This window comes from Streptosporangium canum (assembly GCF_900113865.1).
In the GTDB taxonomy this organism is placed as follows: Bacteria; Actinomycetota; Actinomycetes; order Streptosporangiales; family Streptosporangiaceae; genus Streptosporangium; species Streptosporangium canum.
The window spans coordinates 1-15,688 of record NZ_FOQY01000034.1 but is presented as its reverse complement, the minus strand read 5'-3'; the positions used below and the strand labels follow the sequence as shown (position 1 = coordinate 15,688).

At 69.7% G+C, this 15,688-nt stretch carries 16 protein-coding genes, 1 rRNA gene and 2 pseudogenes; 11 read left to right on the top strand and 8 right to left on the bottom strand.

What is annotated here, in order from left to right; all coding sequences use genetic code 11:
• Positions 1 to 36: 36 nt before the first annotated feature.
• Positions 37 to 2,184 (bottom strand): anthranilate synthase component I, encoded by a 2,148-nt coding sequence (locus BM085_RS34280; protein ID WP_093890954.1) that lies wholly within the window; start codon positions 2,182 to 2,184, stop codon positions 37 to 39.
• 255 nt (positions 2,185 to 2,439) lie between these two features.
• Here BM085_RS34280 and BM085_RS34275 point away from each other — a divergent pair, with 255 nt between their 5' ends.
• Both BM085_RS34275 and BM085_RS34270 read left to right on the top strand, forming a co-directional pair.
• The gene (locus tag BM085_RS34275) at positions 2,440 to 2,652 is read left to right on the top strand and encodes a hypothetical protein (protein ID WP_143121187.1); all 213 of its coding nucleotides are present in this window, start codon (positions 2,440 to 2,442) and stop codon (positions 2,650 to 2,652) included.
• Positions 2,634 to 3,587: a helix-turn-helix transcriptional regulator gene (locus tag BM085_RS34270; RefSeq protein ID WP_093890952.1), complete on the top strand. Its 954-nt coding sequence runs from the start codon at positions 2,634 to 2,636 to the stop codon at positions 3,585 to 3,587. The genes BM085_RS34275 and BM085_RS34270 overlap by 19 nt, the downstream gene beginning before the upstream one ends.
• Positions 3,588 to 3,599: 12 nt before the next feature.
• Here the strand turns inward: BM085_RS34270 and BM085_RS34265 are convergent, their stop codons facing one another.
• Positions 3,600 to 4,514 carry an SDR family oxidoreductase gene (locus BM085_RS34265; protein ID WP_093890951.1) on the bottom strand — a complete coding sequence of 305 codons (915 nt, stop codon included), beginning with the start codon at positions 4,512 to 4,514 and terminating at the stop codon, positions 3,600 to 3,602.
• A 283-nt stretch (positions 4,515 to 4,797) separates the two neighbouring features.
• Between BM085_RS34265 and BM085_RS34260 the strand changes: the two genes are divergently transcribed.
• Positions 4,798 to 6,057: an arginine deiminase gene (locus BM085_RS34260; protein ID WP_093890950.1), complete on the top strand. Its 1,260-nt coding sequence runs from the start codon at positions 4,798 to 4,800 to the stop codon at positions 6,055 to 6,057.
• On the opposite strand, the pseudogene BM085_RS44870 reads toward BM085_RS34260, so the two are convergent.
• Positions 6,043 to 6,492: pseudogene (locus BM085_RS44870) on the bottom strand (GntT/GntP/DsdX family permease); the annotation flags it as partial. The gene BM085_RS34260 and the pseudogene BM085_RS44870 overlap by 15 nt on opposite strands.
• A 12-nt stretch (positions 6,493 to 6,504) precedes the next feature.
• On the bottom strand, positions 6,505 to 7,656 hold the full coding sequence (locus tag BM085_RS34250) for an RNA-guided endonuclease InsQ/TnpB family protein (protein WP_093890949.1): 1,152 nt from the start codon (positions 7,654 to 7,656) through the stop codon (positions 6,505 to 6,507).
• Positions 7,657 to 7,679: 23 nt separating this feature from the next.
• On the opposite strand from BM085_RS34250, the gene tnpA reads away from it, so the two are divergent.
• Complete coding sequence (tnpA, locus tag BM085_RS34245) at positions 7,680 to 8,108, top strand: IS200/IS605 family transposase (RefSeq protein WP_093891020.1); 429 nt, start codon at positions 7,680 to 7,682, stop codon at positions 8,106 to 8,108.
• A 58-nt stretch (positions 8,109 to 8,166) separates the two neighbouring features.
• Here tnpA and BM085_RS47040 read toward each other — a convergent pair whose 3' ends face one another.
• Complete coding sequence (locus BM085_RS47040) at positions 8,167 to 8,289, bottom strand: hypothetical protein (protein ID WP_281249896.1); 123 nt, start codon at positions 8,287 to 8,289, stop codon at positions 8,167 to 8,169.
• 6 nt (positions 8,290 to 8,295) lie between these two features.
• Positions 8,296 to 8,901 (bottom strand): gluconokinase, encoded by a 606-nt coding sequence (locus BM085_RS34240; RefSeq protein ID WP_218158915.1) that lies wholly within the window; start codon positions 8,899 to 8,901, stop codon positions 8,296 to 8,298.
• Between the two features lie 61 nt (positions 8,902 to 8,962).
• Between BM085_RS34240 and BM085_RS34235 the strand changes: the two are divergent.
• From BM085_RS34235 to mctP, 5 genes and pseudogenes are all read left to right on the top strand, one after another.
• A pseudogene (locus tag BM085_RS34235) lies at positions 8,963 to 9,340 on the top strand (FadR/GntR family transcriptional regulator); the annotation flags it as partial.
• 173 nt (positions 9,341 to 9,513) lie between these two features.
• The gene (locus BM085_RS34230) at positions 9,514 to 10,068 is read left to right on the top strand and encodes a VOC family protein (protein WP_093890947.1); all 555 of its coding nucleotides are present in this window, start codon (positions 9,514 to 9,516) and stop codon (positions 10,066 to 10,068) included.
• On the top strand, positions 10,068 to 10,709 hold the full coding sequence (locus BM085_RS34225) for a carboxymuconolactone decarboxylase family protein (RefSeq protein ID WP_093890946.1): 642 nt from the start codon (positions 10,068 to 10,070) through the stop codon (positions 10,707 to 10,709). The genes BM085_RS34230 and BM085_RS34225 overlap by 1 nt, the downstream gene beginning before the upstream one ends.
• Before the next feature lie 134 nt (positions 10,710 to 10,843).
• Positions 10,844 to 11,089: a DUF3311 domain-containing protein gene (locus BM085_RS47250; RefSeq protein ID WP_342742922.1), complete on the top strand. Its 246-nt coding sequence runs from the start codon at positions 10,844 to 10,846 to the stop codon at positions 11,087 to 11,089.
• Positions 11,090 to 11,093: 4 nt separating this feature from the next.
• Positions 11,094 to 12,686 carry a monocarboxylate uptake permease MctP gene (gene mctP, locus BM085_RS34215; protein ID WP_093890945.1) on the top strand — a complete coding sequence of 531 codons (1,593 nt, stop codon included), beginning with the start codon at positions 11,094 to 11,096 and terminating at the stop codon, positions 12,684 to 12,686.
• A 53-nt stretch (positions 12,687 to 12,739) separates the two neighbouring features.
• On the opposite strand, the gene BM085_RS34210 is transcribed toward mctP, so the two are convergent.
• Positions 12,740 to 13,090 carry a DUF6285 domain-containing protein gene (locus tag BM085_RS34210; protein ID WP_093890944.1) on the bottom strand — a complete coding sequence of 117 codons (351 nt, stop codon included), beginning with the start codon at positions 13,088 to 13,090 and terminating at the stop codon, positions 12,740 to 12,742.
• A 52-nt stretch (positions 13,091 to 13,142) separates the two neighbouring features.
• Between BM085_RS34210 and BM085_RS34205 the strand changes: the two genes are divergently transcribed.
• On the top strand, positions 13,143 to 14,333 hold the full coding sequence (locus BM085_RS34205; protein ID WP_093890943.1) for an acyl-CoA dehydrogenase family protein: 1,191 nt from the start codon (positions 13,143 to 13,145) through the stop codon (positions 14,331 to 14,333).
• Positions 14,330 to 15,328 (top strand): phosphotransferase family protein, encoded by a 999-nt coding sequence (locus BM085_RS34200; protein WP_093890942.1) that lies wholly within the window; start codon positions 14,330 to 14,332, stop codon positions 15,326 to 15,328. The genes BM085_RS34205 and BM085_RS34200 overlap by 4 nt, the downstream gene beginning before the upstream one ends.
• A gap of 238 nt (positions 15,329 to 15,566) precedes the next feature.
• On the opposite strand, the gene rrf is transcribed toward BM085_RS34200, so the two are convergent.
• Positions 15,567 to 15,683, bottom strand: a 5S ribosomal RNA gene (gene rrf / locus BM085_RS34195).
• Positions 15,684 to 15,688: the final 5 nt, after the last annotated feature.

Genomic DNA, 15,688 nt, shown 5'->3' with positions numbered 1-15,688 from the left:
AGCACTCTACGACTACCGAGCGTGACCCCGCTTGCTTTACGCAGAGGTACGGCAGAGCCGGAGAACGTTGGAGATGATCTTCGCCCCGGCCCCGCCCTCGGCCGTGAGGATCGACTCGGGGTGGAACTGCACGGCGAAGCGCCTCCTGGCCACGTCCTCGATCGCCATCACCGCGCCGTCGGGGGTGAGGGCGGTGGCGGTGAAACCGACGACTCCGGGCTCCTTGGCGTGGAGGGAGTGGTAACGGGCCGCGATGAACTCCTCCGGAAGCCCCTCCAGCAGCGCGCCGGCGCCGATCCGCCGCACCTGGCCGCGCTTGCCGTGCTCGGGGTGGGACAGCAGCTCCAGCGTGCCGCCCGCCTGCTCGACCATGCCCTGCAGGCCGAGGCAGACGCCGAACACCGGCAGGTCGCGCTCGTAGAGCGCCCCGACCAGCTCCGGCAGGCCGAAGTCCGACGGCCAGCCGGGGCCGGGCGACAGCACCACGAGGGACGGCGCGATCTCGTCGATCATGCCCACGGGGAAGCCGTGCCGGAGCGTGACGACCTCCGCGCCCTGCTGGCGGAAGTAGTCGGCCAGGGTGTTGACGAAGGAGTCCTCGTGGTCCACCAGCAGCACCTTCATCCCCTCCCCCGGCTGCTCCCTGACCGGCTGCGGCACGTCCCGCTCCTGCGGGTTCCGGGCCGCGCCGACCGCGGCCAGGGCGCCGAGCAGGGCGCTGGCCTTGAGCTCGGTCTCGCGCTCCTCGGCCTCCGGGTCGGAGTCGAACAGCAGCGTGGCGCCGGCCCTGACGGTGGCGACACCGCCGCGGATCTGCGCGGTGCGCAGGGTCAGGCCGGTGTTCATGGAGCCGTCGAACCCGATGTAGCCGACCGCCCCGCCGTACCAGCGCCTGGTGGTGGCCTCGTGGTCCTCGATGAACTGCATCGCCCAGGACTTGGGGGCGCCGGTGACGGTGACGGCCCACATGTGGGTGAGGAAGGCGTCCAGCGCGTCGAACTCCGGCCGCAGCCGGCCCTCGATGTGGTCGACGGTGTGGATCAGCCGGGAGTACATCTCGATCTGCCGCCGCCCGATGACCTGCACGGTGCCCGGCACGCAGATGCGTGACTTGTCGTTGCGGTCCACGTCGGTGCACATGGTCAGCTCCGACTCCTCCTTCACGCTGGACAGGAGGGTGCGGATCGCCTCGGCGTCCTCGATCGGGTTGCCGCCGCGGGCGATGGTGCCGGAGATCGGGCAGGTCTCGACGCGGTCGCCGCTGACCCGGACGTACATCTCCGGGGAGGCGCCGACCAGGTGCTCGCCCTCGCCGAGGTTGAACAGGAACTCGAACGGCGCGGGGTTGGCCTTGCGCAGCCCCCGGTAGAAGGCGGCGGGGTCGGTGCACGCGGCGTGGAAGACCTGGCCGGGGACGACCTCGAACAGGTCGCCGCGGACGAACTTCTCCTTGGCCGCGGCGACGACCTGCGCGTAGGCGCCCTTCTCCGGGTCGGCGGGCAGCTCGGCCGGGGCGGGGGGCAGCGGGATGCTCTCCCCCTCGCGGGCCAGGCCGCGGGTGGAGACCCCGTCCACGGTGAACTCGTAGAGGTATTCCTTGCTGGTCTCCCGCTTGCGGTCGATCACCATCACCCGATCGGGCAGGTGCAGCACGAGGTCGCGCTGGTCGTCGGCCCGGGTGAGGGCCTGCCGGATCGGCTCGAACTGGAAGGCCAGGTCGTATCCGAAGGAGCCGTACAGCCCCAGGTGCTCGTTCTCGCCCTTGAACGCGGCGATGACCTCGCGGATCGCGGTGAAGACCGTGGGGCGGCGGCTGCGCATCTCCTCGGGGAGGATGTCCTCGGACTCGGCGACGTAGACCTCGACGTGCTCGGCGGTCGGTTCGCCGGTGGGCTTGCCGGTGGCCAGCAGGCAGGACGCGACGGCCGGCAGCACGACCCTGCCCCGCGCGTTCAGGGCGCGGGCGGAGATCCGGCGGCCCCTGGCCACGATCTCCAGGCAGGGGTCGACGTAGGCCAGGTGCCATCGGCTGTAACGGCCGGGATACTCCATGCCTGAGGAGAGCACGCCTCCGCGACGCTCACCGAGCGTCGTTACGACGTCCTCGAGCACCGTCTCGGGCACATCGGACGCCGTGACCTCGACTTCGATGCCACCGGCGGTGGTATATCCGCTCGTCTCCACTACAGTCTCGCCCCTTTGTGATCTCTCTGATGCCCAGAGGGGGCGGACATGGAAAAGGCCGCCTCTCCGGGCGGCCACCCTGTCTGCTCGCGAAAAGCGAAACCCGCGCCGCCTAGAAGCGGCGCCACCACTGAAGGGTGTCGAGGTGTCGCATGCCGCCCAGAGTACCGGCGAAAACCGTGATCATGCAACGTGCCGGGGAAGGCGGCGGGTCGCCTCTGGCTCATCCGGGGTGCGATCTGTTACGAGTGGTGGATGCCCCCGTATCGCGTTCTCCTCCAACGTGACCTGCCGGTGCCGATGACCGACGGGGTCACCCTTCTGGCCGACCGCTACGTGCCGGTCGGCGCCGTGCGTCCGCCCACGGTCCTGGTCCGCTCGCCGTACGGCAGGCGCGGCGTGTTCGGGCTGGCCGCCGAGCCGCCGAGCCGCCGGGTTAGGGTCGGTGGGTGCGTGCGGCCAGGTTGATGTCGTTGGTGCTGTTGCTCCAGGCCCGGGGAGGCATGACCGCCACGGAGCTCTCCCGGGAGCTGGAGGTCTCCGAGCGGACCGTCCACCGGGACGTGCTGGCCCTGGCGGAGGCCGGGGTGCCGGTCTACGCCGACCGCGGCCGGGGCGGGGGCTACCGGCTGCTGGAGGGATACCGCACCCGCCTGACGGGGCTGGACCGCGCGGAGGCCGAGGCGCTCTTCCTGTCCGGCGTGCCGGAGGCGCTGCGGGAGATGGGCCTGAGCGGGGTGGCGGCCACGGCGCGGCTGAAGGCGTCGGCCGCGCTGTCGCCCGGCGTGCGCGACGCGCCCGCGACGGCCGCTCAGCGCTTCCACCTGGACGCCCCCGGCTGGTTCGCGAGCGAGAGACCGCCCCCGGAGGCGCTGGCGCCGCTGGCCAGGGCCGTGTGGGGCGATCATCCGGTCACCGCGCTCTACCGGGGGGCGGAGCGGGCGCTGGAGCCGTACGGGCTCGTGCTCAAGGCCGGTGTCTGGTATCTGGCGACCCGATCCGCGATCTACCGGGTGGACCGTTTCGCCGAGGTCGGGATCCATTCCGGCCGGCGCTTCGAACGGGACCGCGGCTTCGACCTGGCGGCGTTCTGGAGCGGGCGCGCCGCCGAGTTCGCCCGCTCCCTGCTCACCACGCGTGTCACCGTACGGCTCAGCCCCGCCGGCCGCCGTCTGCTGCCGCACGTGGCCGACCCCGCGGCCCTCGACGACGCGCTGGCGTCAGCCGGAGAGCCCGACGGCCAGGGCCGGATCACGGTGTCGCTGCCCGTCGAGTCGCTGGAGGTCGCCTACTCCCAGATCCTCCGGTTCGGCCCGGAGGCCGAGGTCCTCGACCCGCCCGAGTTGCGCGCCCGCCTGGCCGACGCCGCCGCGCGACTGCGGGCCCTGTACGGCCGGCCCTGAGGACCCCGGCCGTCAGCGGTATCCGGTCGCGTCGGCGGGTCCGCCCCTGTCCTGGACCTCCACGATGTAGCGCCAGGCGTCCGGCCGGCTGCCGTCGACGTCGGTGAAGCCGTAGACCTGGGCCAGCTGCCCACTGGAGAGGGACTGTCCCGACCAGCGGCCCCGGTCCTCGTCGGCCGCCAGCGCGACGATCGCGCGGCCGATGTAGGCGGGCGACTCCGAGATCACGAAATGCGGCTCCCGTTCGGTGGCGTCGCGCCAGTTCTCCTCCGTGACGCCGAAGTGCTCCAGCATCACCTCCGAACGCAGCCAGCCGGGGGTCAGCGAGACCGCGGCGCACCCGTGCGGGCGCAGCTCGTGGGCCTGGGCGAACGCCAGGCGGTTCACCGAGACCTTGGCCAGGTCGTAGAAGAAGGAGACCCGGTAGTTGACGGCGTTGTACTCCGCGGTGCCGTCGGTCACCTCGACGACCAAGCCGCCGGGGTTCCTGATCAGCAGGGGCAGCGCGTGGTGACTGGTGATGAGGTGGGTGTCGATCGCCAGCCGGAGCAGGCGCAGGCCGTCGTCCAGCGGGTGCTCCCAGAGCGGGGTGTCCCACGCCGCCAGCGCCTCGCCGCCCCAGATGTCGTTGACGAGCAGGTCGAGCCTTCCCTGCTCGCGGTCGATCCGCTCCACCAGCCCTCGGACCTGCTCGGACTCCAGGTGGTCCACCTGGAGAGCGATGCCCTCCCCGCCGGCGCGCGTCACGAGCTCGGCCGTCTCCTCGATGGTCTCCGACCGGTTCATCTCCGAGCGCCGTTCCCGGGTGCTCCTGCCGGTGCAGTAGACGGTGGCTCCCGCGCCGCCCAGCGCGACCGCGATCGCCCGGCCCGTCCCTCTCGTCGCCCCGGCGACCAGGGCGACCTTTCCCTTCAGCGTGTTGTGCATGAGGACGATGCTGGCAAGAAAACAGGACATCTCCTGTCATGTTTTCCACTTCGGGGAGACATTTCAGCGACCCGGCTTCAGCGAGGACGCAACACGAGAAATAGTGTTAAAAGCATATTTATGACGGGAAAGACGCCGATATGGTCTTCAGTCAGCAGAGAGGATCACCGGCGGTGCGTTGACGTTCATCCGCCAGGGCCCACGGAGCAGCGGCCAATCGGTCATCGGTGTCACCCCTCCTCGGCGGGGCGGCGCATCACCGCACACGGACGGAGCTACCAGCATGACCACTGCAGCCTTCGGCGTGCACTCCGAGGTCGGCGTCCTCCGCAAGGTCATCGTCCACCGGCCCGACATGAGCCTGAAACGGCTGACCCCCAGCAACAACGACAAGCTGCTCTTCGACGACATCCTGTGGGTCGAGCACGCCCAGAAGGAGCACGACAGGTTCGTCACCCTGATGCGCGAGCGCGGTATCGAGGTGTTCTACCACCAGGAACTGCTGGCACAGGCGCTGGAGGCGACCCCCGACGCCAAGCGGAACGCCGTCGAGCAGGCCGTCACCCATCTGACCGTCGGCCCCGCCCTGGTGGACGCCGTCCGCGAGGAACTGTCCACCTGGAGCGGCAAGGACCTGGCCACCCACCTCATCGGCGGGCTGACCAAGGAGGAGTTCGACGTCCGCGGGTTCGACACCCGCTCCCTGGTCGCGGCCTCGGCGGACCCGCAGCAGTTCGTGCTCCCGCCCCTGCCCAACTCCCTCTACCAGCGCGACCCCGCCGCCTGGCTGTACGGCGGCGTCTCGCTCAACCCGATGTTCTGGCACGTGCGCCTGCTGGAGACCATGAACCAGAGCACGATCTACCACAACCACCCGATGTTCACCGGCGAGGACTTCTCCTACTGGTACCCGCCGAGCGGCGACGAGGCCGACTTCGACGAGGAGGACTTCGGCAAGGCCGCGCTGGAGGGCGGTGACATGATGCCCATCGGCAACGGGACCGTGGTCATCGGCATCAGCGAGCGCAGCACCCCGCAGATGATCGAGCACATCGCCCTGGCGACCTTCGCCGCCGGGGCGGCCGAGCGCGTCATCGCCGTCAACGTCCCCAAGCGCCGCTCCTACATGCACCTGGACACCGTGTTCACCTTCCTCGACGTCGACAAGGCCTCCGCCTACCTGCCCTTCCTGGAGACGGCCGTCACCCACTCGCTACGACCCGGCAACAGAGACCGGACGCTGGACGTCCGTCCCGAGAGGGGCTTCGTCGACGCCGTCGAGGACGCGCTGGCCATCTCCCGGCTCCACATCATCCCCACCGGCGGGGACGACAGCCAGCAGGCCCGCGAGCAGTGGGACTCCGGCAACAACTTCTTCGCCCTCGAACCCGGCGTCGTCGTCGGCTACCACAAGAACCAGTTCACCAACCGCAAGCTGCGCCAGCACGGCGTCGACGTCATCGAGATCGAGGGCTTCGAACTGGGCAAGGGCCGGGGCGGCACCCACTGCATGACCTGCCCCATCCTGCGAGAGGGCGTCTGAGGCCGCCCCGGCGGCCACGATCAGCAGGATGCCCGCGATCGGTGGCAGCGACTGCTCCAGGGACTTCGCGATCGCCTTCCTGTCCGTGGCCGCACCGCCGCCGAGGGTGAACATCGCGACGATGACGGCGAGCAACAGCGCCACCAGCGGCGTGCCGAGGAAGTCGAGCACGGTACGGACGGCGGTGCCCTCCGCGGCGAAGATGTCGGCGAGGGCCTTGCCTATCATCAGCGCGACCGGCAGCAGCACGGTGGCGAGCGTGCCGACGCCGGCCGCCGTACTGCCGAACCCGGTGGTGAAGCTGGTGATGGTGTCGGCCATCGGCAGGCCCGCGATGGCGCCGACGGCCAGTGAGCCGAAGGTCAGGCTCAGGAAGGGATGCACCGTCAGCTTCTCGGCCCTGAAGGGCCGAGCTTGCAGCTCCTCGCCGTGCATGGGGTGCACGGATCAGGCCGCGTCGTCGGCAGCGTGACTCACTGCCCAGCTCGCGACACCGCGCGCGGCGATGTTACGGGCTGCGTTCACGTCGGCGTGCTCAGCGAAGCCGCACGACGTGCAGGAGAAGGTGGCCTGGTCGGGCCGGTTCTTCTTGTCGATGTGGCCGCATGCCGAACACCCCTGAGAGGTGTAACGGGGGTCCACATGAACCACCGGCAGCCCGGCGCGGGTCGCCTTGTAGGCGATATATGCGCCGAGCTGCCGGAAGCTCCACGAATGCAGGGTGACCCGCTGGGGCTTGCGGAGCCGTACCCTCTCGCGGATGCCGCCCAGGTCTTCCAGGGCGATGCCGCGACAAGTGCGTTGGGCCTCGGTCACGATCTGCTTGGAGATGCGGTGGTTGGTGTCGGCGGCGAAGCGTGCTTCCCGGCCGGAGAGCTTACGCAGGAGCCGTTTGGCGGATTTGGTGCCCTTGGCCTGGAGGCGACTGCGCAGGCGGCGGTTGCGGTGGCGGACCTGGTTCAGGTGTTTGCCCGCGTGGACGGTGCCGTCGTTGGTGGTGGCGATGTTGGCGATGCCGAGGTCGACGCCGAGGAAGGCGTCCGGCTCGATCGGTTCGGGCTCGGGAATGTCGCAGGTGGCGTACAGGTACCACTGGCCGCCCCGGTACACCAGGTCGCTTTCGCCCTGGCGGTGCTCGGTGAGCGTCTTCAACTGCTGCGGGGAGCACACGAAGGGGATACGGCCGGAGCGTCCACGCACAGTCCAGATCGAGACGGTGCGGGCGTCCAGCTGCCAGGACAGGCATCGGTCGTCGAACGGCTGGGCGGCGTCCTTGCGGAACCGGATCGGCTTGGCCTCGACGGTCGTGCGTCGCTTCGATCCTTCGCGGCCGTGGTTCCCGGCCTTCAGGTTCGCCTTCAGCGTCGCGTAGGCCCCGGCCGTCTTGCGGGCGGCGTGGATCGCGGGTTGAGCAGACAGGCCCATCTCCTTCAGCTCCCCGTATACCAGGCGCTGTAGCGGGGTCTTGCCTGTTATCCCGGTGTCGAACGCGCGGCGGGAGGCGTGATTGGCGGCGTGGTTGCAGGCGCGAAGCGTCTCGCGCAGGGCCGTCTCGGTGGGCGCGTCCGGGAGGAGTTTCACCTGCACCACGATCTTCATTGCTCTATTTTAGCTTCTTGTCCATGTCACCACGATGGGAACCGGATCCCCTGGTAAGGCGCGGTCGTAGCGTCGTCTACAACCTTCATGTGCATCTTATCTTTGTCACGAAGTATCGGCGTGATGTCCTCAACGACGCCATGCTCACCCGCTGCGAGGACGTCATGCGGGAGGTGTGCGCCCAACTCGGCGCGACCTTGCGGGAGTTCAACGGCGAGGACGACCACGTGCACCTGCTCGTGCATTACCCGCCCAAGCTGCCCATCACGACCTTGGTCAACCGACTCAAAGGCGTCTCCGCGCACTACCTGCGCAAGGAGTTCACCGGCCGGATCAACCGGCACATCATGCATGGCCACCTGTGGTCGCCCTCGTATTTCGCCGGGTCCTGCGGCGGCGCACCGCTTCAGATCATCCGCGAGTACATCGAGAACCAAAAACGCCCGGACTGACGTCCGGGCGCAGGCAGGGAAGTCATTCCTCCCGGCCCTGAAGGGCCGGGAGTCCTGGCTAGACCTCGTTGAAATAGGTGATCAGCAGGACGATCAGCGCGATGCCGGCGAGCGCCGCGGGGATCAGCCGGCCGGGAGCGACCTCGGCGGGGGCGGCGAGTGCGATCAGGGCGGAGCTCATGTCACTTCACTCTCTTGGGTCTGCCGGAGTTTCGGGATCTGGTCTCGGGTCGATGGGGGGTGCCGGGCGTGACCGCGCGGGGTGCGGCGGGGCCGCGGCGAGGTAGGCCTCCACGAGCTCGTCGACGGGCCTGTCGAAGTCGAGGACGGTCCCGTGCTCGTCCGGCTGAAGAGGCTCCAGGGTTTCGAACTGCGAGGCGACCAGCGACGCCGGCATGAAGTGTCCCGGCCGGTCGGCCACCCGGCGGCGGACGACCTCGATGTCTCCGTCGAGATGGACGAAGCTCGCCGAGGGCGCCGCGCTCCGTAGCACGTCGCGGTAGCCGCGTTTGAGCGCGGAGCAGCTCACCACGCCGCCGGTGGCGGTGTGCTCGGCGAGCCAGGCGCCGATCGCCCGCAGCCAGGGCAGCCGGTCGTCGTCGTCAAGCGGGATGCCGGCCGACATCTTGGCGATGCTGGTCTCACTGTGGAAGTCGTCGGCGTCGGCGAACGGCACCCGCAGCCGCCGGCCGAGAGCCGCGCCCACGGTGGTCTTGCCCGAACCGGTCACGCCCATGACGACCAGGAGCGGAACAACGGAGACGGGGTAAGGGGGGTCTTGAGCGGGATCCATCGAAAGACCTCTCGTGTCGAGCTTTGCGTTAGCGTGACACGATTAGTCAGCCGCGGCCCTCGCCGCACGGCACGCGACCCCCGAACAGTGCGGCGCGCTGACCGGCGCCGTCATGCAGATGGCCGTGCACGGCAGGTCCGGCGACCTGGAGGCATACCTGGCCGCGGACATCCTGTTCCACCGCACACTGCTGGAGGCCTCCGGCAACGAGATGCTGGGTGCGCTCACCGGCGTGGTCGCCGAGGTCCTGACCGGCCGGACGCATCATCACCTGATGCCGACGCGTCCCGAGCCGGCGGCGATCCGGTGGCACGCCGAGGTCGCACAGGCGGTGCAGTCGGGAGACGCCGCAGCCGCCGAACACGCCATGCGCAACATCGTCGACGAGGCGACCCGGGCGATGCTGGGGGACGTCCCGGATGGAGACGTCCCCGGATAGCGCGGCGGGCGCGATCCCCGGACAGGACGGCGAGCCCACGCCGGGCCGGGCGGAGCGAGAGTCCGCGCCGTCCCGCGAGGGAGGGCGGCGGCGGCGACACGAGGCGGCCCCGCCAGGTTTCAGGCGGCGCCAGGTGTGATAAGTAACTCGTTACTTCGACGAGCGAGGAGACCATGGGCGACAACACCGAGTTCGAGCTGCGCGGAGTCAATCATCTCGCGCTGGTGTGCTCGGACATGCAGCAGACGGTCGACTTCTACTGCGGCGTCCTGGGCATGCCGCTGATCAAGACGATCGAGCTGCCGATGGGATGGGGCCAGCACTTCTTCTTCGACTGCGGCGGCGGCAACGCGCTGGCGTTCTTCTGGTTCCCCGACGCCCCCGAGGCGGTGCCCGGCATCTCCGCGCCGAAGAACCTGCCCGACCGGGGAGAGCTGCTGTCGGCGGTCGGGTCGATGAACCACATCGCCCTCGACGTCGCACCGGACAAGATCGAGGAGTACCGCGACAAGCTCATCGCCAAAGGCGTGGACGTGGGGGTGCTGCTCAACCACGACGACAGCGAGTTCGGCATCGCGCCCGCGATGCAGGAGGGGGTGTTCGTCCGGTCGATCTACTTCAAGGACCCCGACGGGATCCTGGTGGAGTTCGCCGCCTGGACCCGCGAGCTCGGCCTGCCCGAAGACGTCCGTCACGACCCCAGGAGCGCCGCCGACAGGACCGCGTGATGCCGCGGCTGCGCCAGGTCCCCCGCGACGAGGTCACCGACCCGCTGACCCTGTTCTTCTACGATCGACTGTTCGGCCCGGACCGGGATCCGGTGGCCGCCCCCGGCACCGCGACCGGCTCCCCCGGTGACTGGTGGACGGTCTTCGCCCTGGACCCGGTCATCCTCAAGCACTGCGTGAAGGGCTTCCAGCTCTACCGGGAGGCCGAGCTCGACCCCGTGCTGCGCGAGCTGGGCCAGTCGCGGGCCGGATGGGCGCGGGGCAGCCAGTTCGTCTTCTCCCAGCACTGCAAGCAGATGCGGGCGCTCGGCGTGCCGGACGAGAAGGTCCAGGCGGTCGCGCACTGGCAGGTCAGCCCGCTCTTCGACGAGCTGGAACGGGCCGTGCTGGCCTACACCGACGGCCTGGTGCTCGACGGCGGCCGGGTGCACGACGAGATCTTCGCGGTCCTCAGGGCCCACCTGTCCGACCGGCAGATCCTGGAGCTCACCTACATCACCTGCCTCTACGAAATGCACGCCACGATGTCAAGAGCACTGCGCCTGGAATTCGACGATCGGCCCGAACCGGTCGTCGAAGTGGCATCTCCCGACGGGTACGGCGTTCGCGACATCGCAGACGACCTCCGGGCCGGAGGCTGACCTACCGTTCGTCGCGCCGACCACTCCGTTCGGCGCTCGGCGATCGCAATGAAACGCTCACATAATTACGCTGCCGGTCAACCTGAGAAGACAGCCACGACCGGCTGCCTCCTCTCCGTCTCGAGGAGACCGAGTTGACCACTCCCGACGCCCCCGAGTTGACCACCCCTGACGCCCCCGGCCAGGATCGGAGCGATCGCAGCCCGTGGAACTGGCTGCTGGTTTTGCCGATCATCCTACCTTTAGTGCCTTTACTCTTCAACTTCGACGAACCTCGGATCCTCGGTTTCCCGCGCTTCTACTGGCTCCAGTTCCTCTTCATCGCGGTCGGCGTCACGTGCACCACGATCGTCTACCAGATGACCAAGCGGAGGCGATGATCCCGTGAGCGAGCACCTGACCGAGATCATCGTCTTCTCCGCACTGTTCCTGCTCGTCAGCGGCATGGGCTTCGTGGCCGCGCGCTGGCGCCGACCGGACAACCTGGCCACCCTGGACGAGTGGGGGCTGGGCGGCCGGAGTTTCGGCCCCTGGATCACCTGGTTCCTCGTCGGCGGCGACCTCTACACCGCCTACACCTTCGTGGCCGTGCCCGCCCTGCTCTGGGGTGCGGGCGCGATGGGCTTCTTCGCCGTGCCGTACACGATCGTGGTCTATCCGATCGTGTTCCTGGTGCTGCTGCGGCTCTGGTCGGTCTCGCACGTGCACGGGTTCGTGACCCCGGCCGACTTCGTCCGGGCCCGGTTCGGCTCCCCCACGCTGGCGCTGCTCATCGCGATCACCGGCATCGTCGCGACGATGCCCTACATCGCGCTCCAGCTCGTCGGCATCGAGGCCGTGCTGAAGTCGATGGGGGTGACCGGCCACCTGCCGATCATCATCGCGTTCGCCATCCTGGCCGCCTACACCTACCAGTCGGGCCTGCGCGCCCCGGCGCTGATCGCCTTCGTCAAGGACACCCTGATCTACATCGTGATCCTGGTCGCGATCTTCGCGATCCCGGCCCAGCTGGAGGGCGGCTGGTCGGGGATCTTCGACGCGGCCCAGGCCAAGTTCGACGCCACGCCCGCACAGGGGGACGGCATCCTGCTCAACGCCGGCAACCAGCTCCAGTACATCACGCTGGCCCTGGGCTCGGCGCTCGCGCTCTTCCTCTACCCGCACAGCATCACCGGCGTGCTGGCCTCACGCAACCGCGACGTGATCAAGCGGAACATGTCCGCGCTCCCCGCCTACAGCCTGCTGCTCGGCCTGATCGCGCTGCTCGGCTACATGGCCATCGCGGCCGGGATCAAGCCCATCGGCACGGACAACAACACGATCGTGCCCCAGCTGTTCGACAAGATGTTCCCCGACTGGTTCACCGGCGTCGCCTACGCCGCGATCGGCATCGGCGCGCTGGTCCCAGCGGCGATCATGTCGATCGCCGCGGCGAACCTGTTCACCCGCAACATCTACAAGGAGTATCTGAAGCCGGACGCCAGCGATGCCGACGAGGCCCGCGTCTCGAAGATCACCTCACTGCTCGTCAAGGTCGGCGCGGTGCTGTGCATCCTGTTCCTGGACACCGGCTTCTCCATCGACCTCCAGCTCATCGGCGGCGTCATCATCCTGCAGACGCTCCCGTCGGTGGCGCTCGGCCTCTACACCCGCTGGTTCCACCGGGTCGGCCTCATCGCCGGATGGGCGGGAGGCATGGCCGCCGGGATGCTCCTGCTCTACAACATCGGCAACCCGGTCACCGGCAAGCTGCACTTCGCCGGATCGGCGTTCCCCCTGGAGAAGCTGGGCCTGGACACCAAGATGACCATCTACGCGGGCGTCCTCGCCCTGGCCGTCAACCTGATCGTCGCCGCCGCAGGCACGCTCATCGCCCGCGGCGCCAAGGCGTCCGAGGGTGACGACGCCACCCGGCCCGACCACTACCTCGCCGACGAGGGCGACCCCCGCGTCAAGGACCTCGACCTCACCCACTGACCTCCGTACGGCCCGCACCCGCATGGGCGGGTGCGGGCCGGAGCGCGTGCCCGCTACGCCTCCGGCGGGCGGGCATAGCCGGGGTTGGCCACGGACAGCTTGTCCCGTACGGCCCGCGTCAGGACGTCGACCAGGGCGGAGCCGTCCAGGCCCTCGCGGATCGCGGCGGCGAGCTCGGCGTCGGAGGAGAGACCGAGCCCGCCGAGCCGGTCGGCGTGGGCGGCGGCCTGCTCGGGGCCGAGTTCGAGCTCCCGTTCGACCATGCCGAGCACGTTGACGGCCACCCGGGTATGGAAACGGACCCGGCCCTCGACGACGGGCAGCACGTCGCTCTGGAGGAAGTCGCGGACCGCGGCGACGAGCTGCGCGGCGGAGGGGACGTCATGGGGCATGTCCCGGGACATAAGGGCCTCCTTATCCGTTGACTCCGCAACGGATCTCGGATGTGATCATTCCATGACTTTCGCGGTCCCCGACAGCGTCCGGCCGATCCGTGACGCCGTCCACGCGTTCATGACCGAGCGGGTCGAGCCGGCGGAGGCGGTGCTCCACGGAAACGGGCCCGAGGCCGCCGCGACACTGCGCGAGCTGCAGGAGCAGGCCAGGAAGGAGGGTCTGTGGGCCCTCGGGCACCCCGCCGAGCTGGGCGGCGGCGGGCTGCCCTTCCTCGACTACGTGTACGTCAACGAGGTGCAGGGACGCAGCGACTTCGGGCAGCTCGCGCTCGGCACGTTCACCCTGCAGGACTCGCTGATGCTGCACGAGTACGCGAACGACGAGCAGCGCGGCCGTTTCCTCACCCCGCTGGTCCGGGGGGAGATCTGGCCGAGCTTCGCGATGACCGAGCCGGACGTCTCCAGCAGCGACCCGACCCAGCTCCGGACCTCGGCCGTGCTGGACGGCGGCGAATGGGTGATCAACGGCCACAAGTGGTTCACCACCGGGGCAAACCGGGCCGCCTACACGACGGTGATGTGCCGGACCGAGCCGGACGCACCGCCGCACCTCGCCTTCTCGATGATCCTGGTGCCGACCGGCACCCCCGGTTACACCATCGTGCGCGACACGCCGGTGCTGGGCATCGACGGCGGGCACTGTGAGGTCCGTTACGAGGACGTGCGGGTGCCCGCCTCGAACCTGCTCGGGCCGCGCGGCCAGGGCTTCGTCATCGCCCAGCGGCGGCTGGGGCCGGGCCGGATCTTCCACTGCATGCGCTGGCTCGGCCAGGCGCAGCGGGCCTTCGACCTGATGTGCCGCCGGCTGAACGAGCGCAGCGTCTCCGGCCGGCCGCTGGCCGACAAGCAGCTCATGCGCCGGCACGTGTTCGACTCCTACACCGAGATCCAGTCGGCCCGGCTGCTCACCCTCAACGCGGCCCATGCGATCGACCGGGGCGGGCAGGCACGGGTGGAGATCGGAGCCGTCAAGGTCGCCGCCGCGCGGATGCTGCACAACGTGATCGACCGGGCCATCCAGGTGTACGGCGCGGCGGGACTGACAACGGACACCCCACTGGAGCGGATGTACCGGCACGCCAGGGCCGGCCGCATCTACGACGGCCCCGACGAGGTGCACATCGACTCGGTCGGCCGCCGCATCCTGGGCGAGTACGCCACGGGCGGCAACTGGGAGTTCGGCCTGCGATGATCGGCGACCTCGTCTCCGGCGTCTTCGGTCCCGGTACGGCTGTCGCGTCACGCATCCGGCTGCCGGGCGGCGCGTCACGGGAGACGTGGGCGCTGGACGTGGTGGATCCGGGCGGTGTGACCCACGAGCTGATCCTGCGGCTGGACTCCCCCGGCGCCGCGTTGGACGCCGGGATCGGGCTGGCCGGCGAGGCCGCGCTGATGCGGGCGGCCCGCGCGGCCGGCGTGCCGGTGCCCGGGATCCTGGCAGCCGCCGGATCGCACATCCTGATGGACCGGGTGAGCGGCGAGACGATCCCCCGGAGGATCCTCCGTGACGACGCCTTCGCGGACGTGCGCCCCGGACTGGCCGCGCGGTGCGGGGAGATCCTGGCCGCGATCCACCGCATGCCGCTGTCGTCGCTGGCTCCGGCCGTACCCCGGAACGACCCGGCGCGGGCCGTGCCCCCGCGAGCCGCGCCGCCCGCCGTACCCGATGATCCGCTCAGGTCGTGGCGGGATCTGCTCGATCTCACCGGGCAGCCGCACCCGGTGTTCGAGCTGGCCTTCCGCCGGCTGGCGGACTCCCGCCCGGCGGGCGGCCGGGTGACGGTCGTGCACGGCGACTTCCGCAACGGCAACCTCGTCGTCGGCTCCGACGGGATCCGCGCGGTGCTCGACTGGGAGCTGGCCCACGCGGGCGACCCGCTGGAGGACCTCGGGTGGCTCTGCGTGAAGTCCTGGCGGTTCGGCTCGCCGCTGCCGGTGGGCGGTTTCGGGGAGTACGGCCGGCTCGTCGAGGCCTACGAGCGGGCGAGCGGTCATCCGGTGGATCGCGGGGCGCTGCGCTGGTGGGAGACGTTCGGCGTGCTCAAGTGGGGGGTCATCTGCGTCATGCAGGCCATGCGCCACCTCACCGGCGGCGCCCGCTCCGTCGAGCTGGCCGCGATCGGCCGCCGCGTCTGCGAGACCGAGTGGGACCTCCTGGAGGCTCTGACCCCGGAGACCCCGGCTTAAACCAGGTATTCCCTGGGTCCTTCCGCTCCACGGTGTTCGAGACCGAGCATCCCGTCGTCCGCGTCCACCCCGAGACGGGTGAGCGGTCGATCCCGCTGGGCGACTTCGCCAAGCGCGCCGCCGGCCGGCCCGCCGACATCGCGGCCACCCCGATCTGCCTCGTCCAGGAGCGGGTCACCCAGAAGGACCCGGAAAGCAGAAAAGGCCACCCCGAAGGGTGGCCTTTCCTAAAAAGATTGTCCGGCGGCGACCTACTCTCCCACACCGTCCCCGGTGCAGTACCATCGGCGCTGAAGAGCTTAACTTCCGGGTTCGGAATGTAACCGGGTGTTTCCCCTTCGCCATAACCGCCGTAACACT

Coding starts and splice junctions, on each gene's coding strand:
- BM085_RS34275 (WP_143121187.1), top strand. CDS start 2,440: ATGCCCCCGTATCGCGTTCTCCTCCAACGTGACCTGCCGGTGCCGATG.
- BM085_RS34265 (WP_093890951.1), bottom strand. CDS start 4,514: ATGCACAACACGCTGAAGGGAAAGGTCGCCCTGGTCGCCGGGGCGACG.
- BM085_RS34260 (WP_093890950.1), top strand. CDS start 4,798: ATGACCACTGCAGCCTTCGGCGTGCACTCCGAGGTCGGCGTCCTCCGC.
- BM085_RS34250 (WP_093890949.1), bottom strand. CDS start 7,656: ATGAAGATCGTGGTGCAGGTGAAACTCCTCCCGGACGCGCCCACCGAG.
- tnpA (WP_093891020.1), top strand. CDS start 7,680: ATGTCACCACGATGGGAACCGGATCCCCTGGTAAGGCGCGGTCGTAGC.
- BM085_RS47040 (WP_281249896.1), bottom strand. CDS start 8,289: ATGAGCTCCGCCCTGATCGCACTCGCCGCCCCCGCCGAGGTCGCTCCC.
- BM085_RS34240 (WP_218158915.1), bottom strand. CDS start 8,901: ATGGATCCCGCTCAAGACCCCCCTTACCCCGTCTCCGTTGTTCCGCTC.
- BM085_RS34230 (WP_093890947.1), top strand. CDS start 9,514: ATGGGCGACAACACCGAGTTCGAGCTGCGCGGAGTCAATCATCTCGCG.
- BM085_RS34225 (WP_093890946.1), top strand. CDS start 10,068: ATGCCGCGGCTGCGCCAGGTCCCCCGCGACGAGGTCACCGACCCGCTG.
- BM085_RS34210 (WP_093890944.1), bottom strand. CDS start 13,090: ATGTCCCGGGACATGCCCCATGACGTCCCCTCCGCCGCGCAGCTCGTC.
- BM085_RS34205 (WP_093890943.1), top strand. CDS start 13,143: ATGACTTTCGCGGTCCCCGACAGCGTCCGGCCGATCCGTGACGCCGTC.
- BM085_RS34200 (WP_093890942.1), top strand. CDS start 14,330: ATGATCGGCGACCTCGTCTCCGGCGTCTTCGGTCCCGGTACGGCTGTC.